The sequence below is a fragment of the Streptomyces physcomitrii genome (genome assembly GCF_012273655.1).
Lineage (GTDB): Bacteria > Actinomycetota > Actinomycetes > Streptomycetales > Streptomycetaceae > Streptomyces > Streptomyces physcomitrii.
In genome coordinates this window covers 224,725-250,298 of record NZ_JAAWWP010000010.1, presented here as the reverse complement: position 1 = coordinate 250,298, position 25,574 = coordinate 224,725, and the positions used below count along the sequence as shown (strand labels likewise).

The 25,574-nt window shown below is 73.6% G+C and carries 18 protein-coding genes and 1 tRNA gene; 12 read left to right on the top strand and 7 right to left on the bottom strand.

Annotation, left to right across the window (positions count from 1 at the left end; translation table 11 throughout):
* Positions 1-13: 13 nt before the first annotated feature.
* The 10 genes from HFV08_RS18210 to HFV08_RS18165 all read left to right on the top strand — a co-directional run bounded on the left by HFV08_RS18210 (position 14) and on the right by HFV08_RS18165 (position 15,221).
* Positions 14-640 (top strand): DUF6230 family protein, encoded by a 627-nt coding sequence (locus HFV08_RS18210; RefSeq protein ID WP_168540782.1) that lies wholly within the window; start codon positions 14-16, stop codon positions 638-640.
* 372 nt (positions 641-1,012) lie between these two features.
* Positions 1,013-1,651 (top strand): DUF6230 family protein, encoded by a 639-nt coding sequence (locus HFV08_RS18205; protein ID WP_168540781.1) that lies wholly within the window; start codon positions 1,013-1,015, stop codon positions 1,649-1,651.
* Positions 1,642-2,433 carry a DUF6114 domain-containing protein gene (locus HFV08_RS18200; protein WP_168540779.1) on the top strand — a complete coding sequence of 264 codons (792 nt, stop codon included), beginning with the start codon at positions 1,642-1,644 and terminating at the stop codon, positions 2,431-2,433. Before HFV08_RS18205 ends, HFV08_RS18200 begins: the two co-directional genes overlap by 10 nt.
* A 159-nt stretch (positions 2,434-2,592) precedes the next feature.
* The gene (locus HFV08_RS18195; RefSeq protein ID WP_168540777.1) at positions 2,593-4,629 is read left to right on the top strand and encodes a hypothetical protein; all 2,037 of its coding nucleotides are present in this window, start codon (positions 2,593-2,595) and stop codon (positions 4,627-4,629) included.
* 698 nt (positions 4,630-5,327) lie between these two features.
* On the top strand, positions 5,328-8,204 hold the full coding sequence (locus HFV08_RS18190) for a type 1 periplasmic-binding domain-containing protein (RefSeq protein WP_168540775.1): 2,877 nt from the start codon (positions 5,328-5,330) through the stop codon (positions 8,202-8,204).
* A gap of 161 nt (positions 8,205-8,365) precedes the next feature.
* On the top strand, positions 8,366-10,006 hold the full coding sequence (locus tag HFV08_RS18185) for an AMP-binding protein (RefSeq protein ID WP_168540773.1): 1,641 nt from the start codon (positions 8,366-8,368) through the stop codon (positions 10,004-10,006).
* A gap of 368 nt (positions 10,007-10,374) precedes the next feature.
* Positions 10,375-12,237 carry a serine/threonine protein kinase gene (locus HFV08_RS18180; RefSeq protein WP_168540771.1) on the top strand — a complete coding sequence of 621 codons (1,863 nt, stop codon included), beginning with the start codon at positions 10,375-10,377 and terminating at the stop codon, positions 12,235-12,237.
* Positions 12,238-12,647: 410 nt separating this feature from the next.
* Positions 12,648-13,718 (top strand): methyltransferase, encoded by a 1,071-nt coding sequence (locus HFV08_RS18175; protein WP_168540769.1) that lies wholly within the window; start codon positions 12,648-12,650, stop codon positions 13,716-13,718.
* 237 nt (positions 13,719-13,955) lie between these two features.
* Positions 13,956-14,300 carry a helix-turn-helix domain-containing protein gene (locus HFV08_RS18170; RefSeq protein WP_168540767.1) on the top strand — a complete coding sequence of 115 codons (345 nt, stop codon included), beginning with the start codon at positions 13,956-13,958 and terminating at the stop codon, positions 14,298-14,300.
* A gap of 324 nt (positions 14,301-14,624) precedes the next feature.
* The gene (locus HFV08_RS18165; RefSeq protein ID WP_168540765.1) at positions 14,625-15,221 is read left to right on the top strand and encodes a DUF2690 domain-containing protein; all 597 of its coding nucleotides are present in this window, start codon (positions 14,625-14,627) and stop codon (positions 15,219-15,221) included.
* A 252-nt stretch (positions 15,222-15,473) separates the two neighbouring features.
* Here HFV08_RS18165 and HFV08_RS18160 read toward each other — a convergent pair.
* From HFV08_RS18160 to HFV08_RS18135, 6 genes are all read right to left on the bottom strand, one after another.
* Positions 15,474-15,547, bottom strand: a tRNA-Ile gene (locus HFV08_RS18160).
* A gap of 232 nt (positions 15,548-15,779) precedes the next feature.
* A complete protein-coding gene (locus tag HFV08_RS18155) occupies positions 15,780-17,474 on the bottom strand; it encodes a GAF domain-containing sensor histidine kinase (protein WP_168540763.1) in 1,695 nt (564 codons plus the stop codon).
* Between the two features lie 31 nt (positions 17,475-17,505).
* Positions 17,506-18,540, bottom strand: a complete 1,035-nt coding sequence (locus HFV08_RS18150; RefSeq protein ID WP_168540761.1) for a rod shape-determining protein — start codon at positions 18,538-18,540, stop codon at positions 17,506-17,508.
* Between the two features lie 870 nt (positions 18,541-19,410).
* A complete protein-coding gene (locus HFV08_RS18145; protein WP_168540759.1) occupies positions 19,411-20,859 on the bottom strand; it encodes an acyl-CoA synthetase in 1,449 nt (482 codons plus the stop codon).
* A 201-nt stretch (positions 20,860-21,060) separates the two neighbouring features.
* Positions 21,061-22,212 carry a MerR family transcriptional regulator gene (locus HFV08_RS18140; RefSeq protein WP_168540757.1) on the bottom strand — a complete coding sequence of 384 codons (1,152 nt, stop codon included), beginning with the start codon at positions 22,210-22,212 and terminating at the stop codon, positions 21,061-21,063.
* A 94-nt stretch (positions 22,213-22,306) separates the two neighbouring features.
* Positions 22,307-22,945 (bottom strand): hypothetical protein, encoded by a 639-nt coding sequence (locus HFV08_RS18135; protein ID WP_168540755.1) that lies wholly within the window; start codon positions 22,943-22,945, stop codon positions 22,307-22,309.
* A gap of 151 nt (positions 22,946-23,096) precedes the next feature.
* On the opposite strand from HFV08_RS18135, the gene HFV08_RS18130 reads away from it, so the two are divergent.
* Entirely contained in the window at positions 23,097-23,906 is an 810-nt protein-coding gene (locus HFV08_RS18130) for an SCO2400 family protein (RefSeq protein WP_168540440.1), read from the top strand.
* An 83-nt stretch (positions 23,907-23,989) separates the two neighbouring features.
* Here the strand turns inward: HFV08_RS18130 and HFV08_RS18125 are convergent, their stop codons facing one another.
* The gene (locus HFV08_RS18125; protein ID WP_168540753.1) at positions 23,990-24,439 is read right to left on the bottom strand and encodes a MarR family winged helix-turn-helix transcriptional regulator; all 450 of its coding nucleotides are present in this window, start codon (positions 24,437-24,439) and stop codon (positions 23,990-23,992) included.
* Between the two features lie 89 nt (positions 24,440-24,528).
* Here HFV08_RS18125 and HFV08_RS18120 point away from each other — a divergent pair, with 89 nt between their 5' ends.
* Positions 24,529-25,563: an NADP-dependent oxidoreductase gene (locus tag HFV08_RS18120; RefSeq protein ID WP_246341835.1), complete on the top strand. Its 1,035-nt coding sequence runs from the start codon at positions 24,529-24,531 to the stop codon at positions 25,561-25,563.
* Positions 25,564-25,574 lie beyond the last annotated feature (11 nt).

The window sequence follows — 25,574 nt, the reverse complement described above, 5'->3', positions numbered from 1 at the left end:
GAGGTGACCCGCGGTGAAGCAGCCCGAGGCCCGTTCCACCGGACACACCAGCTGGAAGCGGCTCGCCTTCGTCGCCGTACCCACCGCCCTGCTGTCCGGCGTCCTCATCGCGGGGGTCGGCGCGGGTGTCGTCCCGGCGGCCATCGCGGTCTCCACCCAGTCGCTCGCTCTCTCCGGGCAGCAGCTGAAGATCTCCGCCGACAGCCTCAACGGCAGGGGATTCGCGCAGTACGTCGACGTCGACAGCACCGCGCGCGGCGACAAGGCCAGCGCGGTGACCCGTATTGACAAGGCCGACATCCGGGACCTGTGCCAGTCGACGGTGGCGGACCTGCCCGGCGTCGGCAAGGTGACGACGCTGATCCGCGCGGGCCGCGGCGACAAGCAGGTGCACGTCGACGGTCTGGTCATCCGCACCAACAACATCTCCGGCGACGCCGAGTTCCGGGACATCGTCATCGGCAACGACGCCAACACCTCGAAGCGGATGCGCGGCGCACCCGACGGCTCCTTCGGCCAGGAGGCCGAGCGGGTCCGCATCACCAAGCTGCGCCAGGACGCCATCGGGGTGCGCGCCGACCTCTTCAAGCTCAGCGGCCTGAAGCTCTCGGTCAAGCGCGGCGACCACTCCTGCTACTGAGCCCGCGCTCCCGTCCCGCTGCCGAGCCCCGCGCCCGCTGATCCATCGCCCGAGTCCCGCGCCCGCTGATCCAGCGCCCCGGGGGCCGCTCACCCGCCGAACCTCAGTCCGGGCCGTCACCCGAACCGACCGCCCCGCCTTGCGCTCCGGCGGCCCCTGTGGACGGGTGCTGGACTGAACGGGTCCATTTCCGCCCCGGTGACTCCTTTCCTCCCTCGATCCCTCCCTGTCCAGTCGTATGTTCCGTTTGCCTGAATGTGTTCACGCAGAGGGCCCCACGGTCGACGTCGGACCAGGACCTGGCGGGCATCCGGATCGTCTCCGAGCCCTCGGCTGTGGCTCCGGCCAGTCCTGAAAAGAGGGAAGACAGAGATGATCAGCGGTCAGGACAGGGCCCCCGCCCCGGGTCGTACGAGATGGCTGCGGCTCGCGGTCGTCATGGTGCCGACGCTCGTGGTCTCCGGCGGCGTCGTCGCCTCGATGGCCACCGGTGCCCTCGCCGCCTCCTTCGGCGTCTCCGCCAATTCGTTCACCGTCTCCGGACAGAGCTTCCAGATCTCCGCGGACAGCCTCTCCGGCAAGGGCTTCCAGCAGTACGGGGTCCTCGACCGGGGCAAGCGCGCCACCTACCCGGAGGCGCTGACCGGGGTCCGCTCGGCGGATCTGCGCAACCTGTGCCAGTCGGTGGTGCAGCAGGTGCCGGTGCTCGGCCCGGTGACGCTCAGCCTGACGGCGGGCACCGGCCGGACCCCCGTGCACGCCGACCGGCTCATCGCGGACGCGCACGACCTCAAGGGCGACGCCTCCTTCAAGAACATCGAGATCGGGCGGGACGCCTCCACCGTCGACGCGGTGCCCGGAGTCGCGGGCCCCGAGGGCGGGTTCGCGCTCCAGTCGGACACCATCGACATCAAGCGGCTGCGCCAGGAGACGAGGTCGGTGAGCGCCGCCACCTTCAAACTGCCCGGACTGCACCTGACCGTGAAGCGGGGCGACCACTCGTGCTTCTGAACCGCACAGGCGGCGGCCCGGAACGCGAGGGGAACCCGCGCGGCGCACCGGCCCCGGAGAGCGGCCGCGCCGAAGAGGGCTGGGGACCGCGGCCGGAGCGCGAGGCACCACCGGGCAGGCGCTCCTTCCGGCAGTGGCGGCGGACCCGGCCCTTCTGGGCGGGGCTGTGGACGCTGCTCGCCGGGGTGGAACTGCTCTCCATCCCGATGGCGCCGCTCGGCCTGCTCGTCCACGAGGGCGTCGCCGGGATCTCGGGCCTGCTGATGGGGCTCTTCCTGGTCGTGCTCGGGCTGACGCTGTGGCTGGCCCCCGGCTACCGCATGTTCGCGGGCATCGCCGTCCTGATCTTCGCGGTGGCCTCGCTGATCCTCTCCAACCTCGGCGGCTTCCTCATCGGCTTCGTGTTCGGCGTGCTCGGCGGCGCGATGGCGGTCAGCTGGGTGCCGGACGGGGAGCACCGCACCCGGGACCGGCAGCGCTGGAACCGCCGCAAGGGCTGGACGCTGATCGACACCCGCAAGTCCGCGGCGGACGGCGGGAGTCCGGCCGAGGGCCCGGAGGCCCCCGGGGAGGGGGACGGCGGCGGAGGCAGCAGGCGCCCGCCCGCCGATCCGGACAGCCCCCGCCCCGGCGGCGCCACCGCGGCCCGTGCCCCGGGCACCGCCGAGGAGCCCGACTCCACCCTGGAACTCCCGCCGGTGACCGAGGGCCCCGGCCCGGACGCCGGACCCGCCGGGGCACCCTCCGCGGCCGGTTCCGCCGAGGCCGCCCCGTCCCGCTGAGCGGACGGCGCCCGCGGCGGTGGTGGCCGCGCGGGGCGGAGAACACCGGGGAGGAAGGATCCGCTGCCGGACGGCCGAGTCCGGGGCGCAGTACGGCAGTCCGGTCGGCCGGGGAGTCCTCCCGGGGCCCGGCCATGCGAGTGAGCGGAGGCGAGACGGGTGGGTAGGAGCGCTGCGCGCAAGGCCGCCGGTACGGGACAGCGGGCCGGCCGTCAGGGGAGCGCGCGCCTCGGTGCGCTGGCCCGCTTCCCCCGGACCGGCATCGGCGCCCTCGGGGTGCTCCCGGCGGGGGCGCTGCTCGCCACCGGGGTGCAGGCACCGGTACCGGCGGCGCCGCCGCAACCGGCCCGCAGCAGCGCGCAGAAGCCGCTGGGCCTCACCGAAGCCGCCGCGCACCAGGCCGAGTCGGTGTGTTCACTGCTCGACGGGCTCCGGCTCGCCACCGGCGGCGCCCCGTACGGCCAGGGCCTCGGTGTCTCGCTCGGCCGCACCGCCCGCCGGGGAGCGGAAGACCCCGGGGCGGACGGCGGTGCCGCACCGCAGGCGCCGGACGCCGGGAAGAAGGAACCGGGCGCCAAGAGCGGGCGGGAGAAGCGGTACGGCGCGGGGGAGCACCCGTCCGCGCGCAACGAGGTCGGCGTGCACCTCGGGCTCTCGCTGCGCCACGAGGGCAACCACCCCGCCGTACTGCCGGAACCGCGGACCCCGAGCCCCACCGCGCGGCCCGCGCCGCCGCCCACCGCCGCGGAACCCGGCCCGCCTCCACCACAACCGGCATACGAACCCGCGCCGCCGCCGCGCAAGAAGGGCCTGCTCGGCAAGGTCACCGGGCTGCTCGGCCTGAACAGCAGGGACGGCGGCCAGGAGCAGGGCGGGGCACCCGGCGGTCCGCCACCGGGCGGGTATCCGCAGGCGCAGCCCGGGCCGCCGGAGGGTGAGGGGGCGTCACCCACCGAAGGCCGCGGGGGGTCTTCGCAGCCGGAGTCGCAGCCCGGGCCGGATCGGTCCCGGGGTGTCCGAGGCTCCGAGGGCGAGGGCGACCGTAAGCCTGGCGGAGGGGGAGGCGGGCACCGGCCGGAAGGCGGGGACGGCAGCCAGGGGAAGCGCGGCCGGGGCGGCGATCACCCGGGTCATGGGGACGGCAAGGGGCACAAGGGCGACGAGGACGGCGGTCACCACGGGGCCGAGGACAAGGCCGAGGACGGCAGAGACAGGGACGGCAGAGACAGGGACCGGGAAGGCAAGGACCGCGAGGACAGGGACAGCGGCAAAGGCAAGCGCAAGGACGGCGACAAGGGCAAGGACAAGGGCAAGGACGGCGACAAGGCCGAGGGCCGAGACGAGGACGGCGAGTCCGAGGACGGTCAAGACGCCCGCCGCCCCTCGCAGTTGAGCGTTCCGCTGCCGTCCCTCGCGAGCGGCGGTGGAGGGAATCTCCTCTCCCCCTCCTCCCCTCTGTCGTCCTTGCTGCCGCTGAACCTCACGATCGGTCCCGGGGGCCAGAAGTCCCCCTGGTGTCTGCCCGACCTCTCGCTCGGCCTGGGCGGCGGCGGGCTCGGCGGGGCCGCGCTGCCGCAGCGTACGGCCGTGTGGCCCGCGGCGGTGCGGACGCCGCTGCTCGTCCTCACCGGGCTGACGTACCACGGCATCCGGGAGGTGGACACCGCGGCGGGCCCGCGCCGGGTGCTGGCCTTCACCGCCTTCCGGCTCGACATCAACGACCTTCAGCAGGACCAGTCGCTGGTCGGCGCCAAGTGCCCCGGGGAGGAAGGGTTCCGGGAGCCGCGGCGCCCTGACTACCGCGGGCTGCCCGGGCTCCGGCTGCCGCTGCTCGACATCGGGCTGCCCGGCATCGGCCGGGTGCCGCGCGACAGCCCCAACCCGTACCCGGACTGCCTGGGCACCCTGCGGACCGAGGACGGCGAGGGCAGCACCACGACGGCGACCGGTGAACCGGTGGTGCTGCTCACCCAGTTGCTCAGCGGCAACCTGCTCGGGCTGCTGCCGATCACCTTCACCCCCGACATGCCCCCGCCGCTGCCGCCCGGCCTGACGCTGCCGATCCCGATCTTCTTCACCGACGTCATCGCGCACAACCAGCTGCTCCGCACGGACAGCCTGACCATTCCCGGTCTGCACCAGTCGGTGTTCGGACCGGGGGAGGGACCCGGCCACGAGGAGCCCGCGAAGCGGTGAGGACGGCCGCCCGGCAGACCCTTCGGACAGCGCGGGCGCCCGGCGCGCGGCTCGTGCCCCTCCCGGCCCCGCGGCGGGACTGCCGTCCGCCGGCGGAAGGAGCGGGAGGCGGAATTCGGTACGCCCCCGGGTGACTTCGGGGAGTCGGCGGGATCCGCGTCGCCGTCGGCAGGGAGAGAGTCCGCCCTGCGCAGTGCACCTCCGGCCGGTCTTTTCCAGCCGCTGAGGCCCGGGGACCCGGCTGCCGTCGGCGGCTGACGGGGCGTGCGGTGAGGTTCTGCCAGCGGCCGGTGCCGTGCGTGGTGTGTCTCCGGGGCCTCGGCGCGGTGATTCTCGGCCGTCGCGGTCGTCGCGCCGGGGGAGGAGACCCGGGGAACGGGCGTGCGTATCCGGCCAATTCGTGTTCGCCGTTGTTCGCTTCCGTGCGTTCCCGTGCCCGGTCCCGGACGCGCGCTTCGACCCAACTCCCGAGTCCAGGCGCCGGGTTCTTCCCGGCGCGGGATCGTGGGCCCCGGCACCCGGGGCCGCGCTGCTAACCGGACACACCTGGTGCCGCGGCGCCACCGTGCGTAACCTCTGTGCACCCACAGGCACTGACGGTTGCGATCCGGCCCGGGACGGATCGCAACACGGGGGAGGCCAGCTTGACACAGCGCGGAGAGCCGGGAAGCGGGCGGCAGTTCGCCGCGACGAAGCAAGTGATCGAAATACTGAACGACCTGTCCCAGGGTTTCCGTAAGCGCAATCCGATGGCGCTCCCGGAGGTGGTCCTGCACCCTGCGCGGTCCTGTGCGGAGGGGCCCGCCGCCCAGGAGAACGCGGCGGACGAGAACGCGGACTTCGGGCAGATCCTCAACCCGATCGGCGAAGAACTCGCCAGCCACGGCGTGCCGTTCGCCAAGGTGCGGTCCGATTTCGCGGTCGGGGGAGAGGACGGCACCGGCCCCGAGGCCCCCGTCTGGCGAGCGCGGGACCACGCGCTGCGGATCGTACGGGAACTCGGGGGCGGAGCCAGGGAGGGAAACCCCCGCGTGGAGCACAGCACGTGGGTGGGCGACAACCGCCAGTACCGGCGCTACCCGTTCCCGCGCAGCGCCCTCCTGTCGACGATCGAGGACGCCGTCCAGGGCCTGCGCGGCGACAACGTCCAGTCGGCCCAGATGATGGGGCAGCTCAACTCCCAGGGCTGGCGGCCCAACGGCACCCGCCCGTCGGCCCGGTTCCGGGAGGCCGCCAAGGACGGCTCCAAGACGGTGCCCGCCCTGCTGATCGCCCTCCTCGCGACGCAGGTCGGCGACAATGTCCGGTACGCCGTGGCGTTCACCGTCCTCGTCCTCGTCCTGGTGGTCGTCCTCAGCGTGCTGCCCGGCAAGGCGCCCCTGCTGCTGGGGCTGCGCCGGGAGATCCGCTGGTTCCTCGGCACCACCTACCTCAACCAGGGGCCGCACGCCGACCGGCGCGAGGGGAGGCGCTGGCGGACCCTCCGGCTCTGGCCGCCCGGCTCGGTCCGCCAGCGGCTGAACGCCGTCGCCACCGACATAGCGGCCGGCTCCCTGCTCGACGGTGCGGCTGCGGCGGGGGCCGACGAGGATGCCCAGCGTCGCCACCTCCACCTGCGGGTGCACGCACTGCGCGAGGACCTGCGGGACGCGCACCGGGTCTGGAGTCTGGACCTGCGCGGCCGCAAGCGCCCGACGCCGCCCGTGCTGCTGCTGCCCAAGGCCGACGACCGGAACGGCGGCATCGAGCTGATCAAGGCCCTCAGCGATATCCGCAGCATCCGCAGTGAGCTGGATCCGCTGCTCCTCGTGGCGACTGTGCCCCTCGACCGTGTGGACGACCTCCAACACACGGTCGAGTGGAACAGCGCTGCGTCCGCCCCTCTCGACGCCAAACTCCCGGGCTGGTACACGGAGTGGAACCGGGCCCGCCGGGTGAACCAGTCGCCGAGCATCGCCACCGGCCAGCTCCCCTGGGTCCTCCGGGTGCCGGTCTCCGTCGCGCCGCCGGGCCCCGGCAGCTCCCGCCCCTCGCTGAGCCGGGCCGGACGGCCCGGCTGGACCTGGCTGTGGTCGCTCCCTGCGCTGGTCCTGGTGCTCCTCGCGGTGGCGGCCGGTGCCGTGGTGGAGGACCGGCACCGCGCCGCCACGTACTGCGACGGCGGTCTGCTCGCGAGCAACCACGACTCGGTGCGGAAGAGGGCCCAGAACCAGCAGGACACCGAGTGCGTCGGCGTCGCCACCGGCTCGGTCTCCTTCGAGGGCGTGGCCAAGGTGCAGAAACTGATCCGGGAGGCCAACGCCGAGATCGGTGACGACCCGCACGTGACCCTCGTCTACGCGGGTCCACTCAGCGGCGTCGACGACGAACTTGTCAAGGGCCTGGAGGAGTTGCGCGGTGCCTACGCCGTGCAGCGGGCCAACCGGAACGAGTCCGTCAAGCTCAAGATCCTTGTCGCCAACGGCGGCAAGGACATGTACAACCAGCGGACGCTGGTGGACCGCCTCGTGGACCTCTCCCGCCGCGACCCGTCGATTGTCGGCGTCGTCGGCATGGGCCGGGACATGACCGACAGCGAGGAGGTGCAGGCGGAGCTGCGGAAGGCCTCGCTCCCGGTGGTCTCCGGCACCAACTCCAGTACGAACCTGGCCGAGGACTACCCCAACTTCTTCGGACTCGCGGCCACGGACAAGTGGCAGAACGACCAACTCCTGGGCATCGCCAAGCCCTTGGCGGACGAGTCGCAGTCCGGCTCGAAGCCGCGCGCAGTGGTCCTCGCTCGTACTCCCGCGAGCCACGACCAGTACACCAGGGAGCAGAAGAAGTACTCGGAGGAGATGCTCACAGCTGCCGGTTTCGACGTGACGATGCTCGACGACTACGAACTGCCCAACGGCAGAGCCACCATGGACGACCAGATCGCGGACATGTGCGGGGACGACCAGATCCCCCCGAGGGCGGTGTACTTCGCGGGCCGCTCCGACGATGTCACGACACTCCTCAACGGCTTGCGCTTCAACTGCAGAGAAGACCACCCGATCGCCGTCCTCGGCGGCGACGACCTGTCCAAGGCCAAACTCAATACTGACGCGATCCCGATTCCTCGCAATGTGACCTTCTATTACCCGATCCTGACCGCCCTCGAATGTGCCGCCGCCCGCAGCACCGACTTCTACAGCCGGCTGAACCAGCTCCCCGCCGGTGTGAAGAAGGACCTCGGCCTCAAGGACCTCGGCCCCGAGGGCAAAGCGACGTGGAGATCACCCGATCTGGCCAACGGCCAGACCGCGCTCACCCATGACGCCACCGAGGTGCTCTACCACGCGGCCACGGCCGACGGGCGCCCCCGGAACAGAGCGGAGACCTGGGCCAACCTGCGCCAGCAGAAGGTGAGCGGGCTGGCGACCGGCACCATCGACTTCACCGGCATCGCCCCCCACCGTCCCCGCAAGGGATACGGCATCACCCTCATGCAGGTCGGCCACGGGAAGGACGGGAGCAACATAGCCACCGTGAAGCTCCGCCAAGCGGCGGGCAGTACCGACAAGCTGGCCCAGGACTGCCCCAAGAGCTGACCGCCGGCGGAGCGCCCGGGCGGGTGCGCAGGCCGCCCGGCGCACCGCCGGTTTCGCCCCGCGCGGTGTGGGCAGTAAGCAGGCGCTCCGGGACGGCACCTGCCGTCCCGCCGCTTTTCTCGCGCTGACCTGAACTTTCCGTTCTCATGAGGAAGTGGTTCATGACCCAGAGCGCTGCGGGGACACCGGCCGCACCGGACTCTCCGCCTCCGTTCCGCAACTACGTCGAGGCAGTCCTGGAAGCGCTCGCCGCCGACCCCGGCCGCACCGTCCTCACCGATCCGGACGGGCGCCGCACCACCGCCGGGACCCTGTACGAGGACGTGTACCGCACAGCGGCCGAACTGGCCGCGCGGGGCGTGGGCCGGGGCAGCACCCTGGCCGTCCTGTCGGGCAACCGGCCGGAGGCGCTGGTCACCCGCTACGCGGCGAACCTGCTCGGCGCCCGGGTCGCCTTCCTGCACGAGGTCATCCACACCCAGCTCGCCCCGGAGGTCGTGGCGCGCATCGGGCGGAGCGTCGGCACCACCATGTGGCTGGTCGACCCGGCACTGCGGGACCTGGCCGGCAGCCTGCTGTCCCAGCAGGTCCTGGGGCCTGTGCTCTTCCTCGGTCCGGGCGGGCCCGGGGGACCGGCAGCGGACCTCACCGCCTGCGCCGCCCGCCGCTCCGGCACACCGGTCGCGAGCGCCGCCCGGCCCGAGGACGACTGGTGCATCCGGATGACCGGCGGGAGCACCGGAACCCCCAAGAACGTCTGCGTGACCTTCGAGAAGTACCTGAGGGTCGTCACCGACCGCGCCGCCCTGATGCGTTCCCGCCCGCCCCGCCCCGGCGAGGACGGCGAGGCCCTCTGCTTCCTCGCCTGCGCCTCCATCGCCCACTCCGCGGGGACCACCGTGGACGGCGTCCTGCTGGCGGGCGGACGGGTGGTCCTGCACCGCGGCTTCGACCCCGGCGCCGTGCTCGACACCATCGAGCGGGAGCGGGTCACCGACGTCTGGCTGCTCTCGCCCATGCTGGGACAGCTGCTCGACCACCCCCGCGCCGGTACGGCCGGCACCGGAAGCCTGCGCTGGCTCGGCTACGGCGGGCACCTGCTGTCCCCGGCCCGCGCGGAACGCGCCGCGGAGGTCTTCGGCCCGGTGCTCCACGGCTGGTACGGGCAGACCGAGGTCGGCCTGATCTGCGAGGCCGGGCCGCACGAGCACCGGCGGATCGGCCGGATGGGCCAGATCACCGCGGGCCGCCCGATACCCGGGGTGGAACTCGTGGTCCGCGACGCCGCGGGCCGGCGGCTGCCCGTGGGAGAGGTCGGAGAGATCCGGGTGCGGTCCTGGCAGCTCATGAGCGGCTACTGGGAGCAGCCCGCGCTCAGCGCCGAGGTGCTGAGCGACGGCTGGCTGCGGACCGGGGACGCGGGCTACCTCGACGAGGAGGGCTACCTCTTCCTCTGCGGCCGCTACAAGGAGGTGATCAAACTCGCCGGGAGCCACCAGGTCTTCCCCGCCGAACTGGAGGGCTTCCTGCTGACCCACCCCGACGTCCAGGAGTGCATGGTGTTCGGCGTCCGCCGCCCGGACGACGCCGAGGAGGTGCACGCCGCGATCGTCCCGGCACCCGGCCGGACCCTGGACCCGGCCCTGATCCGCGAGTTCGTCACCTCCCACAAGGGCCCTCTCTACGCGCCGAGCGAGCTGCACCTGCTCCCCGAGATGCCGCTGAACGCGGTCGGCAAGCCCGACAAGAAGCAGGTCCAGGACCGCCTCGGCCTGACCCGCGCCAGCGTCACCGTCTACTGACCCGCACCCGCCGCCCGTCCGCAGGCCACCCCCGGCCCGGCCGCCTCCCCACGACGCCATGGGGGGTGTGCCGGGTCCGGGGACACGGCCGGGCGGCGAGAGCATCCGCCGGCCCCCGCTCCCGGTCCGCACCGGTCGGTGTCCGGACCGGGCGAGCTGCCCGGCGGCGGCACGGCGGGCTGACCTGCGGACTCGGCGGCGCGGGCGGACAATCCGGGCACTCGGCGCGTGGCGGGAAACCGAACGGCGTTCTGTGGCGGGATTGTTGCCGAGGGGCGGAAAGGAGCGGAGCGGGAATTCGGTACGCTCCCGGTTGACTTCGGGGAACAGGCAGGATCCGCGCTGCCGCCAACAGGGGATGGTTCGTCATGAGCAGTGCACCTTCGGCCGATCTCTTCCAGCCGCTGAAGGAAGACGACCCGGCCGTTGTCGGTGGCTACCGTCTCGCGGCCGTGCTGGGCGCGGGCGGCATGGGCAAGGTGTACCTCACGTACACGCCCGGCGGGCGGCCCATCGCGCTGAAGGTGATCCGGCCCGAGTTCAGTGAGGACCCGGAGTTCCGGCGCCGCTTCCAGCAGGAGGTGCACGCCGCGCAGCGGGTGCAGGGCCTGTACACCGCGCCCGTCATCGACTGCGACACCGAGGGCGCGCAGCCCTGGCTCGCCACCGCCTACGTACCGGGCCCCTCCCTGGCCCACGCCGTCTCCCGGCACGGCGGACTGCCGCTGCGCAGCGTGCTGTTGCTGACGGTCGGCGTCGCGGAGGCGCTGCACGTCATCCACGGGGCGGGCATCGTCCACCGCGACCTGAAGCCCGCCAACGTCCTGCTCGCCTCCGACGGGCCCCGCGTCATCGACTTCGGCATCGCCCGCGCCGCCGACGCCACCGCGCTCACCGGCAACGGCGTCACCGTCGGCACTCCCTCCTTCATGGCGCCGGAACAGGCGGCGGCCGGTACGGTCACGCCCGCGACGGACATCTTCGCGCTCGGCCAGATCGCGGCCTACGCGGCGATCGGCGCGCCCGCCTACGGTGACGGCCCCTCGCACGCGGTGCTCTACCGGATCGTGCACGAGGACCCCGACCTCAGCAGGCTGCCCGAGGAACTGCGGCCGCTGGTGACCCGCTGCCTCAGCCGCGACCCGGCGGACCGGCCCACGCTGCCCGAGGTCATCGAGCTGTGCCACGAGCTCTCGCCCACCCCGCTGCGGCAGGGCGAGGACTGGCTGCCGCAGGCGGTCGCCGGTTCCATCACCGAGCGGCTGAGGCTGCCCGAGCCGGCCAAGACCCCGCCGCCGCAGCCCACCGCCCCGCCGACCCCGACCGAGCACTCCCCGCACACCCCGCCGCCGGGCGCCGCAGGCCCGTACGCGCCCACCGGTTTCGGCCCGCCCTCCGCGCCGACCCAGACCGCGGGGTCCGCCCCGGGCATGATGCCGCCCGGGTACCGCACCCCGCCGCCGACGCCCGCGCCGGGCTACCACACCCCGCCGCCGGTGAACCACGGCACCCCGCCGCCCTTCAACCACGGCACCCCGCCGCCTTTCAGCAGCGGCGGCTTCGTGCCCACCCCGCCGCCGGTGATCGGCGGGCCGCAGCCCTGGGGCATGCCGCCGCAGCCGAAGAAGCGCAGGCCGGGGCTGATCGTCGCGGCCTCGATCGTGGGCGCCATCGTGGTCCTCGCGGTCATCGGCGCGCTGGTGCCCGACGACTCCGAGAAGGACGACGCCAAGTCGCCCGGCACCAGCAGCTCCGGCGGCGGTTCCTCCGACGGCGGCTCCTCGGGCGGCAAGGACCGGCCGGACCCGAAGCCGGTCTCGTACCAGGGCATCGACATCACCGACAACTACTACGTGATGCTCGCCGACGCCCCGCCGAACCCGATCGACGGCGAGGACAGCGGGGCGAGCTACAGCGGCGGCGACCTCTTCTACGACTACAGCGACGGCGCGGACCTGGAGAACCGTCTCGGCACCGACAACGGCAAGCTGGTGCTGCTGAACAACTCGCAGAAGGGCTCCCTCGAAACCTGCCGCGGGGAGACCCGCTACACCGAGGAGATCGGCCTCGACCAGCTCACCAACGGCTCGCAGGTCTGCGTGATGAGCAACTCGGGCCATGTCGCGGTGGCGACCTACCGGGGCAAGTCCGGGGCGAACGACCCCAGCAGGTACCTCACCCTCGACCTCACGATCTGGCGCAACGCCGAGCCGCCGAAGGACGACGAGTAGAAGACGGTGGTCCGTGAGCCGACATCCATGTGCCCTGTGGGCCCCATGAGTTGACGAGTCGGCGAGTGGACGGGCGCGAGCGGCGGATCGGCGGCGGCGAGCGGTTTCGGGCGCGGCCCGGCGGCGGGCCCGGTACGGGGAACTCACCTCCGTACCGGGCCCGTTGCGTGTCCCGCGGGGGCAGTCTCCGCTGCTGACTCGGCTCAACTCCCGACGTCCGCAGGTCGGTTGGGTAACTCTCCCTGCCCCTCAGCCTGTTGTACTTGGCCCCTCGTCGGCGTATCCGCTCCGGCGATCCCAAGTGAGGTTAGGCTTGCCTATGTTGAGTCGCGGGTGCGGGTCGGCTCCCTGCCGTCCGCGCCCGGGAAGCTCGACGACTCGCAGGCCGACTTTCGAAGGGGAGAGCGCGCATGGCAACGGGAGAAGCGGAGCGGGGAGCGGCCGGGGCGCCGGGTGCGGAGGTGCCCCAGCCGGGCAGTGTGGTGCAGTTGATGTTCGGGGCGATGGCGGCCCGGACGGTGTACACCGCCGTGGAGTTGGGGATCGCCGACCTGATCGGCGAGGGGGAGAGCACGCCGGAGGCGGTCGCCGAGGGCTGCGAGGCCGAACCGCGGTCCGTGCACCGGCTGTTGCGCGCCCTCACGGCGCTCGGACTGCTCCAGGAGCGGCGGCAGGGCGTCTTCGCGCTCACCGCGACCGGCGCCCTGCTCGGCACCTCGCGCCCCGACTCGCTGGCCGCCTTCGTGCGGATGTTCGCCGATCCGGTGATGCTGCGCGCCTGGGACCACCTGGGCGACAGCGTGCGCAGCGGCGCACCCTCCTTCGACGCGGTGTTCGGCACCGACTTCTTCTCCCATCTGAAGCAACACCCCGCGCTCTCGGCCCAGTTCAACGCCTCCATGAGCCAGGGCTCGCGGCTGGCGGCGGCCGTGCTGCCGGGCGCCTACGACTTCGGGCGGTTCCGGACCGTGGTCGACGTCGGCGGCGGTGACGGCACGCTGCTCGCCGCGATCCTGCGCGAGCACCCCGGCCTGCGCGGCGTGGTCTACGACACCGAGGAGGGGCTCGCCCAGGCCGCCGGGACCTTCGCGCGCGCGGGCGTGGCCGACCGCGCCTCCTGTGTGGCGGGCGACTTCTTCGCCTCCGTGCCCGAGGGCGGCGACCTCTATCTGCTGAAGAGCGTCGTGCACGACTGGAACGACGAGCAGTGCACCCGGATCCTCGGCCACTGCCGGGCCGTGCTGCCGCCCGAGGGCCGGCTGCTGCTCGTCGAGCCGACGCTGCCCGCGGTGGTCCCGCCCGGCGCCCCGCCCCTGATGTACCTCAGCGATCTGAACATGCTGGTGAACCTCGGCGGCCGGGAACGCACCGAGGAGGACTTCACCGCGCTCTGCCGCGCGGCGGGCTTCCAGGCCCCGGTCTTCAGCAGCCTCCCGCCGCCGCAGGCGTTCCGGCTGATCGAGGCGGCCCCGGCCGACTAGCACCCGGCGGGGGTGACTCCGCCCTCGCCGCCGGGCCCGGGCCGTCCCAGTCACCCGTTCCAGGCGGCCCATGTTTGCGCAGCTCAGCACCCCTTTTCGTATTCCAGCGTCCCCAACAGCCCGGCTTTCCTGGCTTCTGGAACGGATCACACCCCAAGCTCGGATCAGCCGGGCACCGTGCCCCTCGGCACTCCGAGGGGCACGGTGCCCGGGGACGCGCTCAGGGAGGGGACCCGGATGGACCGCAGGCTCGAACGGCCGCTGTGCGGCAGGGAAGAGAAGACACTGCCGCTCGACGAACGGCAGCGCAGACTCATCTCCCTGCTGATCGCCGGCCACACGGACGCCAGTGCCGCCCACCGCCTCGGGGTCAGCCCCCGTACCGTGACCAACATCCTCCGCTCCCTGATGGACACCCTCGGCGTCGACAACCGCTTCCAACTGGGCATCGCCCTCGGCCGCCGCATGCGCACACCCGCGGCACCGAGACCGGGGGCGCAGCACGTGGTGCCGGGGCAGCGGGGCCTGCCCGGGGGGCAGCGTGCGGTGCCTGGGGTGGCGGGGCGGCGGGCTCGGCCGTAGGGAGTGCGTGGGGAGGGGGACGCGGACCGGCGGCCGAGGGGTCCTGGTCGGGCGGCCGTCCGCGGGGGTCCGTTCTTCGCCCCGGGAATCACCACCATGAATGGTCTGGACAATGGCCGGTAGTCGTCTGACGTGCCGTCAGTGCCCTCCGGGAACCTGACAGGGTCCCCGCCCATCGCGGTGGTCACCCAAGGTGAGGTGAGCCGGCATGACCACACCCGGAGCAGGCGTCAGCAGAGCCTACGGAGCCGCAGTGCCCCCGTACCGCCAGGTCGCGGGTCCGAGGGCAACCCGTGCGCGGGCACGGACGCACCTCGGGGCGGCATGAGCACCGATCCCGCCCCGGCTCCCACACCGCCGCCGGGCTGGTTCAGCCGCCTGCGCAGTGGTGCCGCGCGCCGGATCGGCCGAGGCTGGCGCTTTGCCTGGCACCCTGCCTCGCACGCGACGGCGACCCTGAGCATCCTGACCGTGGTCCTGGGCAGCTTCACCACCGCGCTGGCCACCGGCCTGTGGGGGGAGATCTTCCCGCCCGACTCGCCGCCCGCGGCCCAGCCCTGCCCCGGGAAGGGGTGCGAGGGCAAGAGTCCGAAGGAGACCGGCGGCTGCACCGCGGACGCGGTGACCTACCAGCGCGAGGAGAACAACCCGGCCACGCTGCATTTCCGCTACTCCCGGCGGTGCGGCGCGGTGTGGGCGCGGATCACCACCGGCGAAGTGGGCGACGAGGTCAACGTGTCCTCCGCCGACGGCGCACAGAGCGCGGTGGTGGAGTCCGACCACGACCAGTTCACGCCCATGGTCGTGGTCGGCAAGACCTTCAAGGTACGAGCGTGCGCGGTGCCGACCCTCGCTCAGAGCCGCAAGGGCACCTGGAAGAAGTACTGCTTCACCGCGACCGACGAGGCACCGTGGTCGTAGGCGTCGTAGGCGTCGTAGGCGTCGTAGGTCAGGGCGCAGGGCCTGTTGCCTGCCTCGTTCTCAACGGTGAGGGCCCGCGGAAGGCGCCCCTTCATCCGGCCATCCGGGACAGACCGGGCGGCTCGGCCCCGCGTCCCCCGTGCGTCCACTCGGTCTTGGTGCCAGCGGCTGAACGGGGAGCACCCTCGCGGAGTGGCGACCCCGGCCCCACGCTTCCGCGGGTGGAAACGGTCCTCTGCCAGAACCGTGCGGTGGGGCGGGTGGGACTCGAACCCACGGCCGACGGATTATGAGTCCGCTGCTCTAACCGGCTGAGCTACCGCCCCGTTACGGCGAGTCGCGCACATTTGTGCGCGCCGTCTGCCGCAGCATAGCCGCTTATACGATCTCCCGCGTCGCGTGGTCGGCTTCGCTTCAGGCATGAGGACGCGCGTAGTGCCCCGGCGGTTCCCGCAGGCGAACGCCCTGCGCGGGGACCGGGATACGAGTGCCGGGTGCCCCCGGACGAGTGGCACCGGCTCCCGCTCCCGCGTCCGCTCCCGGCACCCCTCGCTCCCCTCACAGCGGTGACTCCCAGGTGACCGTCGTGCCGCCGTCCGGGTCCCGCTCCACCGTCGTACCGGAAGTGTGCTCGCCGCTGCCCGGAGAGCCCGAAGGAGGGGACTCGTCGGGGCGGCCGTCGTCGTGGACGCGGAGCCGGACGCCGGGGCGGCCGTCCGGGAGGGGGACCGCGGCCACCGAGACCTCGATGCGGCTGACCCCGCCGCGGCGGGAGGCGGTCGCCAGGGCGCGGCGCAGGGTGGCGAGCAGGCGCCCGGTGGCCAGGTCCCCGACGACGTGGTCGAGGGCGCCGGAGAACTGCACCGAGGGCTGGAAGCCGAGGACCGCGGCGGCGCCCGCGGTCTCCAGGAGGACCCGGCCGCGGAAGGTGGTGGGGGCGTCCGCGGGGGGCTGCTGGAGGGTGAAGATGGTGGTGCGGACCTCCTGGATGGTGGAGCCGAGTTCGTCGACGGCCCGCCCCAGGAGATGGCGTACCCCGTCCTCGCCGGACCGGCGCTCGGTGGACTCCAGCATCATGCTGGTCGCGAAGAGGCGCTGGACCACGAGATCGTGCAGGTCGCGGGCGATCCGGTCGCGGTCCTCGAAGACGGCGAGGCGTTCGCGGCTGCGCTGCATCTCGCCGAGGACCAGCGCCAGCGCCGCCTGCGAGGCGAACTGCGCGGCGAGCAGCCGCTCCACATGGGTGTACGGGCGGCCGCGCAGGCGCCGGGGCAGGGCCAGGGTGCCGATGAGCCGCCCGTCGGCCTCCAGCGGGAGCAGCATGCTGGGGCCGAAGCGGTGGGCGGTGACCTGCCCGCCGAGCCGGGGGTCGTTCGTGGAGCCGTCGATGAACACCGGCTCGCCGGCCAGGAGTTGTTCCAGGATCTCGCTGCCCGGCTCGATGGTGGTGCCGATCAGCCCGCCCGGGTCGCGGTCGGTGGCCGCCGTGACCACCTCCATGCCGCCCTCGGCGGTGGGCTGCAGGATGACGCCCGCGTCGGCGTCGGCGAGGCGGCGGGCCTGCTCGGCGACGATGGTCAGCGCGTCCGCGGAGCCCTCGCCGGTGAGCAGCGCGGTGGTGACGGCAGCGGTGCCGGCGATCCAGTGCTCGCGCTGGCGGGCGGTCTCGTAGAGCTGGGCGTTGCCGACGGCGACCCCGGCGTGCGCCGCGATCAGCCGCAGGATCTGGGAGTCGTGCTCGGTGAAGGGGGCGGCCGGGTCCTCGGCGAGGTAGAGCAGCGCGTAGACCGTCTCGTCCACCCGGACCGGCATCCCGAGCCAGGCCTCGGCGCCGGGCAGCGCGGGCTCGGTGAAGCGGACCGGCTGGGCGGCCCGGCCGAGCACGCCGAGGAGTCCGTCGTGGCCGTGCGGCCGCCGCCGCAGCCGGGAGCGGTCGGCGGCGCCGACGCCCGCGGTCCACAGCTCCGGCGGGCGGCCGTAGAGGAGGTCGAGCACGGCGAGCACCCCGCAGCGCGCGCCGGTCAGGGAGGTCGCCTGGTCGACGACGCCCTGGAGGGTGGCGGGCAGTTCGATGTCGCCGCCGATGGAGAGGACGGCCTCGAACAGCGGGGGCAGGCGCGGCAGTTCGGCGTCGGGGGCTTCCTCGTCCGCCGGAACCGCCTTCTCCGCAGGAGCTGCTTCATCCGCCGGAACCGCTGCGTTCGCCGGAACCGCCTCGTCCGGGGGTTCGCCGTGCCGGTCGGGGCCGGTCATGGTGCGAGAGGCCTTCGCCGCTCCGGGCGGGTCAGGCGAGGGGGTCGAGCACCAGGGGGCGGATCTCGCCCTCCAGCATGGCGCCGACGCCGCGTACCGCGCACATCTCGGGGCGCTCCGCGATGTGCACCGGCATGCCCGTGTACGTCCGCACCATGTCGTCGAAGCCGGGCAGCAGGGCGCTGCCGCCGACCATCATGATGCCGGTGTCGGCGAGGTCGGCCACCAGGTCGGGCGGGCAGTCGCGCAGCACCCTGCCGATGCCGTCGAGCACGGCGGTCAGCGGGGTGCGGATGGCGCGGCGTACGGCCGCGTTGTCGACCTGGACCGAGCGGGTCACCCCGGTGGCCACGTCCCGGCCGTGCACCTCGGTGGAGGCGGGGCCGTCCTGGGCCAGGCCGCCCCCGGAGAGCGAGAGTTGCAGGGGGCGCACCGACTGGCTGGGCGTGACGAGTTCATGGGCCTGCCGCAGGTGCTGCACGATCGCGTGGTCGATGGCCTCGCCGCCGACCGGTACGCGTTCGGCGCGCACGATGGAGCCGAGGGAGAGGACGGCCACCTGGGTGGTCGCGGCCCCGCAGGCCATGATCATGGTGGCCTCGGGGCGTTCCACCGGAAGACCGCAGCCCACGGCGGCGGCGACCAGGGTGTCCACCAGTTCCACCCGGCGGGCGCCGAGGCCCACCATGGTCTCGATCGCGGCGCGCTGGGCCAGCGGATCCGCCTCGTGCGGGGTGCAGACGGCCGCCCGCAGCCGGAGGTTGCGCCGCAGATTGCGGCGGAGCTTCTCGCCGATCAGGTGCCGCAGCATGCGCTGGGCCATCTCGATGTCCACCACCGTGCCGCCGGAGATCGGGCGGACCACCCGGATGTAGTGGGGGGTGCGGCCCGTCATCTGCTCCGCGAACGTCCCTACGGCGATCAGCGCGCCGGTCCGGGTGTTCACCGCCGCCGCGCTGGGCTCGTCGACGACGACGCCCGCGCCCTTGACGTACACCCGGGTTCTGGCCGCACCCAGGTCGACGGCGAGATGGCAGCGGCGCAGCGCCTCCAGACTGGCGGTCATGGTGATCCTCCCGAGGGCGACCGGACGGAGCGCCGGTCGGCGGTCCTGGGAAAATCGTCCGCCGAAACGGGCATATCCGCGCGCTGAGCTGGTCCGGGCGGGGGCCGTCGCGGTGAAGTCGCGGCGGGGGGACCCTTCTTGGGTCGACTGGGTGATCTTGGGGTGCGGGGGTGCTTCCGGGGTGGGGTCCCCTCGGGGCTCGGGGCTCGGGGCTCGGGGCGGGGGAGGCCCGCGGTGCTCGGGAAGCCCGGGAAGCCGGGAAGCCCGGGGGCCGGGAGGCCGAGGGGTGGACGGCCGCGGTGCGGCTCCCGCGGCGAGCGGTCCGCGCGGGACGGCGCGGGGGACGGGACGGCGTACGAGTAGGACGGCGTACTAGACGGTGTACGAAGGGGACGCCGTACGGGCAGGGCGGCAGGACGGCCCTCGGGCACCGACGCGAGGGCCTGCCCCGGAAGAGAGGCCCCCGCACGCGGCGGCGCCGCCTCCCCTGGGACGGGGGAGACGGCGCCGCCTGCGACGTCGGGTCGACGTCGGCCGGTCCTCGTGGGTCTCGGCTCAGACGAGCCAGCCCACGAGGTGGATCAGACCGGCGAGGACGTCAGTGAGGAAGTTCATGGTGCGTGGTTCTCCTTGATGGTCGTGCTGTGTGGGACCAACTCCCGTACTCCGTTCGGGACATGAGCCCGGGAGTCGCAATCACGGTCTGCAGCCCGTCACTTGCGCACCGTAAGCATCGTCCGTCACGAGGACCCCGCGCAATCTCTCGCGCGATGATCACCTGTTCAAGGGAACACCTGCTTGCCTGTTCGTATGTACGGTTCCGTGCGCTGCCCCAGGGGGCGGGGGGGGGCGTCAACTCGCCCCGTGCGCTCAGTCGTTGCCCAGCGTGCGCTTGAGCACCTTGCCCATGTCGTTGCGCGGCAGCCGGTCCAGATAGCGCACCGCGCGGGGCCGCTTGTACGGGGAGAGGCGGGCGGCGACGTGGTCGGACAGCTCCGCCAGGGCGGGCGGCGCGGCCGGGTCGGCGGGGACGATCCAGGCGAGGACCCGCTCGCCGAGGTCCGCGTCCGGTTCGCCGGTGACCGCGGCCTCGCGCACCCCCGGGTGTTCGAGCAGGGCGTTCTCGATCTCCCCGGCGCCGATCTTGTAGCCGCCGCTCTTGATCAGGTCGGTGGCCTTGCGGCCCACGATGCGCACATAGCCGTCCGCCTCCCGCACCGCCACGTCCCCGGTGCGGAACCAGCCGCCCGGCGCGAAGGCCTCCGCCGTCGCCTCGGGGCGGTTGAGGTAGGAGGTGAAGAGGTTCGGGCCGCGCACCTGGATCTCGCCCACGCCCTCCGGGTCGTCCTCGGGTACGAGTCCGTCCTGCTCGTCCACCAGGCGCAGTTCGACCCCGGCCAGCGGCACCCCCACGGTTCCGGCGCGGGGCCGGCCGTCCGCCCGTACCGAGGTGGTGATCAGGGTCTCCGTCATGCCGTACCGCTCGATCACCCGGCAGCCGGTGGCGGCGTGGATGCGCTCGTGGTCGTGGACCGGCAGCGCCGCCGAGCCGGAGACCAGCAGCCGGGCCCGGCGCAGCCCCTCGACGAGCTCGGGCTCGGTCTCCAGGGACTCGGCGATGCGGTGGTACATGGTCGGCACCCCGAAGAGCATGGTGCCGCCCTTGGTCAGCTCCCTGGCGACCGCCTCGGTGCCGAAGCGTCCGAGGTGGCGCACCGCACCGCCCCGGCGCAGCGGGCCGAGGACGCCGAGGATCAGCCCGTGCACATGGAAGAGCGGCAGGGCGTGCACGAGGACGTCCTCCTCGGTCCACTGCCAGGCGTCCGCCAGCGCGTCCAGGGTGGCGGCGACCGCGCGGCGGGAGAGCACCGCGCCCTTGGGCGGGCCGGTGGTGCCGGAGGTGTAGACGACCAGCGCCGGATCGTCCTCCGCCCGGGCGACGGGGGTGCGGTCCGCGGGTGCGGTGGCCCGCACGTCGATGTCGATCCGGGGCAAGTCGGCGAGGGCGGGCGGGAGTTCGTCGCCGGGGGCGGCGAGCACCAGGGAGGGGGCGCTGTCGGAGACGATGTGCCCCAGCTCGCTCGCGCCGGACTTCGGGTTCAGCGGGACGACCGGCACCCCCGCGCTCAGCGTGGCCACCACGCCCACCGCGGTCTCCAGCGAGGAGGTCGCCCAGACCACCACCCGGACCGCCCCGTCCAGTCGCGCCGCCAGCGCCTCGGCGGCCGCGAAGAGTTCCCCGTAGCTCAGGGAGCGCTCGCCGAACTGGACGGCAGGCAGATCCGAGCCCTGCTGGAGGGCCGGGAACAGAGGGGGCATGACGCGTACTCCTTGCCTTCGGCGGTCATCGGTGGTCATCGGTGTTCAGGGGGCGGCCCGCGGCGGTCCGGGGTGGTCGCCGGTGGCCGCGGTGCCGTGATCCACCCGGCCGTTGTACCACCGGGGCCTCGCGCCCGGTCCGGCCGCCCGGAGACTGAGGGGTGCCCAGGGCGCGGACCGGGGGGCGGAGCGAGACCTGGGTCACGGGGTGGGGACGTCGGCCACCGCGCAGCTGATGTTGTCCGGACCGCCCGCCGCACGGGCCAGCCGCACCAGTTCGGCCGCCGCGTCCCCGGGGGTGTCCGCCGCGGCGAGCGCCGCGCGCAGCTCCTCGGCCGGGACCACCGAGTACAGCCCGTCCGAGCAGAGCAGACAGCGGTCGCCGGGCCGCGCCTCGTGGAGGCGCAGGTCCGGCGACCGGTCACCGGGGGTGCCCGCGCCGACCGCTCCGGCGCCGGTCAACGCCCGTGTCAGCAGGGCGCGTTGCGGATGGGAGGCGGCCTCCTGCGCGGTGAGGCGGCCCTCGTCCAGGAGGGCCTGGACAGGGGTGTGGTCCTGGGTGATGCGCAGCAGCTCGCCCTCGCGCAGCAGCAGGGCGCGGGAGTCCCCGATGTGGACCAGGCCCAGTTCGGCGCCGGTCCACAGCAGCGCCGTCAGCGTGGTGCCCACCGAGGCGTCGCCCTCGGCGGCCTCGCGCACCGCCTCGTCGGCCCGCAGGCTCACGTCCTCCAGGAGGTTCAGTACGCCGCCGGGCGGGACGTCGGCCCCGTCCAGCTGCCGCAGCGACTCCACGGCGGCGCTGCTCGCCTCGGCGCCGCCCGCCCCGAAGCCGTCCGCGACCGCGAGCACCCGCGCGCTCGCGTACGCCGCGTCCTGGTTCACCGGCCGTATCAGTCCCGCGTCGGTCGCCGAGGCGAAGCGCAGGGAGAGTGTCCGAGAGGTCATCCGTGGTTCTCCGTTTCCCGGTGCGTCCGGCGCCGCCGTGGGCGACGGGCGCGAGAGCTGGTCCACGAGGAAGGCGGCCAGATCCCGGCGGGCGGCCGTCTCCGCCTCGACCCCCGCCCAGTAGGCGCGGATCTCGGCGGCGGCCTCGGCCCGGGGAAGCGCGGTCACCTCGCGGATGCGCGCGAGCGGCATCCCGAGCCGGCGCAGCCAGGCGACCAGCCGCGCCTGCGCCAACTGGCCCGGGGCGTAACGGCGGTAGCCGGTGTCCGGATCGACCTCGGCCGGGCGCAGCAGCTCCAGTTCGTCGTAGAGCCGCAGCGCCTTCGGTGAGAGCCGGGCGGCCCTGGCGAAGGCGCCGATGGTCAGCAGCCGCCGCCCGTCCTCGTCCCGCCCTGGTCCCTGCCGCATGCCGTCCTCCTCGTACCGGGCCCTTCGCCCGGTGCTCCCGATGCTGCGGCTTGCCCGAAGGGGAAGGTCAAGCGGCACGTCCGGTGCCCGGTTCTCAGGGGCCTGCGGGTGCCTCGGTCTCCTCGTCGCGGATACGGAAGCGCTGGAGCAGGCCCCAGGTGAACTCGGCGACGCAGGCCCGCCGCCGCCCCTGCGCGTCGGGTGCCTCGAAGGCCAGGCCCCAGCGGGTGGGCGCGGTGCCCTCAAGGGGCCGGGCCGGGGCGAAGGCGCCCGCCACCTCCGCCACGGTGTACGTCCAGGGGCGCAGGTCCGCCGTGGTGCGCGGGGCGGCGGGACCGGCTCCCGGCGCGCGGATCAGCCACTCGTTCCAGCGGGCGCCGCCGGGCGCGAGCAGCACCTCGAAGCGCAGGGAGGGCCAGAGCGGCACCGGCCAGAGCAGCGCGGTGCACTCCAACTCGCCCAACCGGCGGGTGAGTTCGCGCTCGGGCGGGCCGAGTACGGAGCGGTGGAGACCGGCGCCGCGACTCCCGCCCGGGGACCGCAGCATCGCCTGCCAGCGGCGGTTGGCCTTCCGCATCCGGGTGGCCGAGGCGCCCAGCTCGCGGCGGGCCTCCTCGACGAGTTCCGGGTGGTGGTCGGCCATCCGGCGCAACAGCACCAGCTGGAAGTCGAGCGGGGTGAAGGGCTCCGGCCGCTTCCCGTCAGGCGGACCGGCGCTCGGGTCGGTGGGCATGTCCCCATCCTGACCCATCCCGGCCGAGAGGTCCGTATCGTGCGCCCCGGCCTCCTGGTCAGGCACCACGCCGACGGCAAACCCCCTTGCACACAACTTTCACAGCGCGCGCTTCCGGTGTGTCATGCCCGCGCCCTAGCCTTCGACCGTCATGGATTACTGCCAGCCCTGCCGTCGGCATCTCAACGGCGCCCTTGTCTGCCCGGGTTGCGCCACTCCCGCCGAGGCCTGCCGCGCGTACGGGCGGGCCCGCGCCGACGAGCCCCGGGGGGAGGGCGAGGCCGGCGCCCCGGCTCCCGCCTCGCACGGCGGCCGCGCGCAGAACCGGCGGGCCCGCAACTCCCGCGCCAGGAAGGCGGAGAGCGAGGGTCCGCGCGACTCCCGCGGGACCGAGGGCCCGCGCGATTCCCGCGGCGGCGGCCGGCGCGCGAAGAACGCCAAGAACCGTACGCACCGGCGCAAGCGGCGCCGGGTCCTGCTCGTGGCCACCGGGATCGTCCTCGCCGCGGGCGCCCTGAGCCTCGCCGAACTCGCTATCGAGGCCCCCTTCCAGACGCCCAGGGCCGCTTCGGTGCCCGAGGGGGGAACCGGCGAGGACGGCAGCTCCGCCTCGGCCGGGGGCGAGGACAGCGCGCCCGGCGAGAGCCCCTCGCCCGGAGCCTCCGCCGGGGAGTCCGCCTCCGGCACCGCCTCGCCCTCGTCGAGCAAGAAGGAGAAGGAGAAGGGCAAGGACGGGGACGCGGAGAAGGACGGCAAGGGCAAGGGCGACGAGGAGAACGGCACACCGGGCGGTGGCGACACCGAGGACGAGGGCACCCCCTCGGAGCCCGGCGCCACCACACCCCCCGACACCGGCACCACCGAAGCCCCGGGCAGTACTCCGCCGCCCGCCACCGAGGAACCCACGCCCACCGAAGAGCCCTCGGAGACCTGCAACCCCTGGCTGTGGTGGTGTCTGTGAGGCACCCGGCGGCGGCTTGAGCCCCGCCCGGCGGTCCGGTTCCAGCGCCGCCGGTTTCTCGGCCGTCCTCTCCGGCCTCGTCCTCAGCCCGCGTTCTCGCCCTCGTCGCCGAGCATGCGCTGCAGCAGATCGCGCAGGGCGAGCCGTTCCGCCTCGGTGAGCGCGGAGAGCGGTTCGCGGGCGAAGTCCAGGGACTCGCGCAGGCCCCGGGCGGTGCGCAGGCCCTCCTCGGTCGGCGCCGCGAGCTTGACCCGGCGGTCGTCGGGGGCGGGGCGCCGCTCGACGAGGCCGCGGGCCTCCAGGCGATCCACCATCCCGGTGATGTTCGAGGGCTCGCACTTCAGCCGCTGGGCGATGCGCCGCATGGGCAGCGGCTCCAGGGAGAGCAGGCCGAGCAGCCGGGCCTGCGGGCCGGTCAGCGCGTGACGGGCCGCCGCTTCCTCGTACTCCTGGTGGTAGCGGGCCACGACACTGCCGATGAGGTCGACGACCTCCAGGGTCAGCGGGTCCGGGGTGGTGTTGCCTGTGCCCATGGACACCACCTTACCCAGTTACTTGACACCATGAAATATCCAGAGGCATGTTTGTTTCACCTGGTGAAGCATTCCGAAAGGTGACCCCTATGTCCGACGCCCCCTCCGCCCCGGCCCTCCCCGCCGCCGCCCGTGCCTGGCACCTGGTCCGGCGCCCCGAGGGCTGGCCGGTCCCCGAGGACTTCGCGCTCCGCGAGATCCCGCTGACGGCCCCGGCCGAGGGCTCGGTCCTGGTGCGCAACCTGCACTTCTCCGTCGACCCGTACATGCGCGGCCGGATGAACGACGCCAAGTCCTACGTACCGCCCTACCGCCTGGACCAGCCGATGGACGGCGGCGCGGTCGGCGAGGTCGTCGCCTCCGCCGCCGAGGGCTTCGCGGTCGGCGACACCGTGCTGCACCCCCTCGGCTGGCGCGACTACGCCGAGGTGCCGGCCGCCCAGGCCACCAAGGTCGACCCCTCGCTCGCCCCGCTCTCCGCCTACCTCGGGGTGCTCGGCATGGTCGGCCTGACCGCCTACGCGGGTCTCCTGGAGGTCGGCTCCTTCAAGCCCGGCGACACCGTCTTCGTCTCCGGCGCCGCGGGCGCGGTGGGCAGCCAGGTCGGCCAGATCGCCCGGCTCAAGGGCGCTGCCCGGGTCGTCGGCTCCGCGGGCTCGGCCGAGAAGGTGCGCCAGCTCACCGAGGAGTACGGCTTCGACGCGGCCTTCAACTACAAGGACGGTCCGGTCGCCGAGCAGCTGAAGAAGGCCGCCCCCGAGGGCATCGACCTCTACTTCGACAATGTCGGCGGCGAGCACCTGGAGGCCGCGCTCTCCTCCTTCAACGTCTTCGGCCGCGCCGTCATCTGCGGAATGATCTCCGTCTACAACACCACCGAGCCGACCCCCGCGCCCCGCAACCTCACCCAGATCATCGGCAAGCGGCTGCGCCTGCAGGGCCTGCTCGTCAGCGACCACAAGGCGCTCCAGCCGCAGTTCGTCCAGGAGGTCTCCGCCTGGATCCGCTCCGGCGAACTCACCTACCGCGAACAGGTCTACCAGGGCGTGGAGAACGGCGTGGAGGCCTTCCTCGGCATGCTCCGCGGCGAGAACTCCGGCAAGGCGCTCGTCACCCTCGGCTGAGAGCGCCAGCG

Excerpts from the sequence above, each read along its gene's own strand:
- HFV08_RS18140 (WP_168540757.1), bottom strand. The coding sequence starts at position 22,212 with ATGCGGCAGGGACCAGGGCGGGACGAGGACGGGCGGCGGCTGCTGACC.
- HFV08_RS18130 (WP_168540440.1), top strand. The coding sequence starts at position 23,097 with ATGGATTACTGCCAGCCCTGCCGTCGGCATCTCAACGGCGCCCTTGTC.
- HFV08_RS18155 (WP_168540763.1), bottom strand. The coding sequence starts at position 17,474 with ATGACCGGCCCCGACCGGCACGGCGAACCCCCGGACGAGGCGGTTCCG.
- HFV08_RS18120 (WP_246341835.1), top strand. The coding sequence starts at position 24,529 with ATGTCCGACGCCCCCTCCGCCCCGGCCCTCCCCGCCGCCGCCCGTGCC.
- HFV08_RS18150 (WP_168540761.1), bottom strand. The coding sequence starts at position 18,540 with ATGACCGCCAGTCTGGAGGCGCTGCGCCGCTGCCATCTCGCCGTCGAC.
- HFV08_RS18185 (WP_168540773.1), top strand. The coding sequence starts at position 8,366 with ATGACCCAGAGCGCTGCGGGGACACCGGCCGCACCGGACTCTCCGCCT.
- HFV08_RS18135 (WP_168540755.1), bottom strand. The coding sequence starts at position 22,945 with ATGCCCACCGACCCGAGCGCCGGTCCGCCTGACGGGAAGCGGCCGGAG.
- HFV08_RS18165 (WP_168540765.1), top strand. The coding sequence starts at position 14,625 with ATGAGCACCGATCCCGCCCCGGCTCCCACACCGCCGCCGGGCTGGTTC.
- HFV08_RS18170 (WP_168540767.1), top strand. The coding sequence starts at position 13,956 with ATGGACCGCAGGCTCGAACGGCCGCTGTGCGGCAGGGAAGAGAAGACA.
- HFV08_RS18205 (WP_168540781.1), top strand. The coding sequence starts at position 1,013 with ATGATCAGCGGTCAGGACAGGGCCCCCGCCCCGGGTCGTACGAGATGG.
- HFV08_RS18180 (WP_168540771.1), top strand. The coding sequence starts at position 10,375 with ATGAGCAGTGCACCTTCGGCCGATCTCTTCCAGCCGCTGAAGGAAGAC.
- HFV08_RS18175 (WP_168540769.1), top strand. The coding sequence starts at position 12,648 with ATGGCAACGGGAGAAGCGGAGCGGGGAGCGGCCGGGGCGCCGGGTGCG.
- HFV08_RS18125 (WP_168540753.1), bottom strand. The coding sequence starts at position 24,439 with ATGGGCACAGGCAACACCACCCCGGACCCGCTGACCCTGGAGGTCGTC.
- HFV08_RS18145 (WP_168540759.1), bottom strand. The coding sequence starts at position 20,859 with ATGCCCCCTCTGTTCCCGGCCCTCCAGCAGGGCTCGGATCTGCCTGCC.